This is a genomic window from Pedobacter sp. (assembly GCF_045628745.1).
Taxonomy (GTDB): Bacteria; Bacteroidota; Bacteroidia; order Sphingobacteriales; family Sphingobacteriaceae; genus Pedobacter.
The window spans coordinates 1-3027 of sequence record NZ_JAZQPU010000259.1 but is presented as its reverse complement, the minus strand read 5'-3'; the positions used below and the strand labels follow the sequence as shown (position 1 = coordinate 3027).

The following is a 3027-nucleotide window of genomic DNA, read 5'->3' as shown; positions in this document are numbered from 1 at the left end:
TGTAAAATTTAACAATTTCTGGAAGCTGTTTAAGGCCTTTTTAGCCATTAAAGATTCTTCCGCCTCATAGAAACAATCGGCAAAGCTTTTGGTGTGATCAATTGTTTGTAATGCCATTGCGGCGTTACACAATACCACATTCGTTTGTGCATCTGTGCCCTTACCTGCCAGCACATCTACAAAGATCTGTGCAGAAGAAGCCACAGTGTCACCACCACGGATTTCCTGTTCGTTAATCGTTTCAAAACCCAGGTCGGCTACTGATAACAGGGACTCTCCTTTTTTAGTGAAGGTTTTTACCTTACAGGTGAGCGAGATTTCATCGAAACCACCCAAAGCATGTAAGATGGTATAGTTTTTATCCGTGTCCTGGTAGAGATAAGCATATAAACGGGCAAGTTCCAGGCTATATACCCCTACCAGCTGGTTTTTAGGTTTAGCAGGGTTACACATTGGCCCCAGCATGTTAAAGAAAGTTTTTACACCCAGTTCCTTGCGGATGGGGGCAACAATTTTCATGGCCGGGTTAAATAACGGCGCATGGATAAAACAAATGCCTGCTGTATCTAAGCTACGTTTCAGCACATCTTTATCATTGGTAAACTGGTAACCCAGGTATTCCATGACATTAGAAGAGCCGCAGCCCGAAGAAACCCCATAGTTACCATGTTTGGCTACCTTATTGCCCGTACCTGCCACCACAAAAGAGGCCAGTGTAGAAATGTTAAAGGTATCTTTACCATCGCCACCGGTACCACAAAGATCGATCAGCTCATAGTCAGAAAAGTCAACTTTCACACATAAGTCCAGCATGGCATCACGGAAACCCTGCAACTCCTCCACGGTAATATTGCGCATCCCATAGGCTGTGATAAAGGCAGCAATTTGTGTAGCGTTATGCTCACCCATGGCAATGGAAGTCAATATTTTCTGTGCTTCAGCTCTGCTGAGGCTTTTATTTTCAAATAAAAAGTTTAGAATTTTCTTCATGGCTACAAAACAAAAAAGGTTGCTATTTACAGCAACCCTCAAATTATTTATATAAAATAAAACGTACTCAATAGGGTTACATCACGCTTTAGCGTTTTGCCACCAATATTTAAGAAGTCCGTTTGTTAAAATCAACATAGAGCAAATATGGAATTGTTTTTGCAAAGCTGCAACTGTTTTTTAAATTATTATTTAATCAGGGGATTTTTCTCCTTGGTAAAATGCTTGAAAACCAAACGATCAGCCAGTGAAGGATACAGCTTATTGAGCCATACCGTTAGTTTGCCTTGTGCTGTCATTACCAAAGTGCGCTTTCTGTTGCCTATGCCATCCACAATGGTGGTGGCCACTTCTGCTGCCGTCATCATTTTACCTTCTTCCATGCTGGTTTCGCCATGCTGCTTGCCATCTTTAGCAAGTGCAGCAACACGAATGTTTGAAGCGGTAAAACCCGGACAAGCCACCATGACATGTACCCCTGTATGCAATAATTCTGTGCGCAGGGATTCCATAAAGCCATTCATGGCAAATTTAGATGCAGAATAACCTGTTCTACCGGGCAAACCCCTATAGCCTGCAATGGAGGAAACGCCAATAATGCTGCCTTTGGTTTTGGTAATTTCTGGCAATGCATATTTTGTGCAATAAACTGTTCCCCAGAAGTTCACATCCATCAGGTCCTTCAGCACACTGAGGTCAAGATCGGCAAATAAGGCCCTCATGGAGATACCCGCATTGTTGACCAGGATATCGATCTTGCCGAAAGTGGCTATGGCTTGTATCATCAGGGCTTCGCATTCTTCTTCCTTACTCACATCAACCTGCACGGCTATCGCTTTAATGCCATAGGTAGTTTGCAGTGCTGCCGTAATTTCACAGAGGTTAACATATTGCCTTGCCGCGAGGACCAGGCATGCACCCCTACGTGCAAATTCTTCTGCACAAGCTTTACCAATACCAGAAGAAGCACCAGTAATAACGACTACTTTATTTTTAAAATCCATGAAATGTTTATTTGATGATCGCGTTTTCGTAAGGTACCCGGGTAATGATCGAACGACCGAGGGTAATTTCATCTGCATATTCCAGCTCACCGCCGAAGGCAATACCCTTGGCAATGGTGGTGATAGGGATTTGAAAGTCTTTAAGTCTTTTGTAAAGGTAAAAAAGTGTGGTATCACCTTCCATGGTGGCACTCAGCGCAAGAATAACTTCCTTCACTGGTGTTGTGGCCACACGTTGTACCAGCGAATCTATGAAAAGATCTGAAGGGCCGATGCCATCCATCGGGGATATTAAGCCACCTAAAACATGGTAAACGCCGAAATACTGAGAAGTGTTTTCTACAGCCATCACATCACGGGTATCTTCTACTACACAAATCACCTCTTTCTCCCTTTTATTGGAGCTGCAGATTTCGCAAATTTCCTGGTCGGCAATATTATGACAAATGGCACAGTGCTTGATCTCCTGGCGTAACCTGACGATGGCATTACCAAATTGCTCTACCTCTTGGGTTTCCCTGTTTAAAAGATGCAATACAAGGCGTAGTGCAGTCTTCTGTCCTACCCCCGGTAATTTTGCAAATTCCATTACGGCATCCTCAAGTAATTTCGAAGAAAAATTCATTTTACAAATTTATATTTATCTTCGGTTAATTAATTCTAAAAAACCCAATTTATTACATTTAAAAGAATAACCCTAATTTCCAACTATGACCCCAGCTATACTTCTGTCTTTTTTAATTGGCTATTTCTTGTTATTACTCGGTGTAGCCTATTTCACATCGAGAAAACACTCCGACAATTCAGCTTTCTTTATAGCTAACCGAAACTCTAAATGGTACCTGGTGGCTTTTGGAATGATTGGAACCGCTTTATCAGGGGTAACCTTTATTTCCGTTCCCGGGGCAGTAGGTAAAAGTGAATTTGGCTATTTCCAATTCATTTTAGGTAATGCGGTAGGCTTTATTATCATCGCTACGGTGCTTCTGCCCTTGTATTACCGCCTAAACATCATTTCCATTTACACTTACCT

3 protein-coding genes and 1 pseudogene are annotated in these 3027 nt (G+C 42.2%); 1 reads left to right on the top strand and 3 read right to left on the bottom strand.

Going from position 1 to position 3027, the window contains the following annotated elements:
* The 3 genes from trpD to recR form a co-directional block, all read right to left on the bottom strand.
* Positions 1-990, bottom strand: a 990-nt coding sequence (gene trpD, locus ACR2F7_RS09850) for an anthranilate phosphoribosyltransferase (RefSeq protein WP_432713400.1), incomplete at its 3' end; no start/stop codon positions are given.
* Positions 991-1178: 188 nt separating this feature from the next.
* Complete coding sequence (locus tag ACR2F7_RS09845) at positions 1179-1994, bottom strand: SDR family oxidoreductase (protein WP_432713399.1); 816 nt, start codon at positions 1992-1994, stop codon at positions 1179-1181.
* Between the two features lie 7 nt (positions 1995-2001).
* On the bottom strand, positions 2002-2619 hold the full coding sequence (recR, locus tag ACR2F7_RS09840) for a recombination mediator RecR (RefSeq protein ID WP_432713398.1): 618 nt from the start codon (positions 2617-2619) through the stop codon (positions 2002-2004).
* Between the two features lie 85 nt (positions 2620-2704).
* Here recR and ACR2F7_RS09835 point away from each other — a divergent pair.
* Positions 2705-3027 (top strand): annotated as a pseudogene (locus tag ACR2F7_RS09835) (sodium:solute symporter); the annotation flags it as partial.

Excerpts from the sequence above, each read along its gene's own strand:
- ACR2F7_RS09845 (WP_432713399.1), bottom strand. The coding sequence starts at position 1,994 with ATGGATTTTAAAAATAAAGTAGTCGTTATTACTGGTGCTTCTTCTGGT.
- recR (WP_432713398.1), bottom strand. The coding sequence starts at position 2,619 with ATGAATTTTTCTTCGAAATTACTTGAGGATGCCGTAATGGAATTTGCA.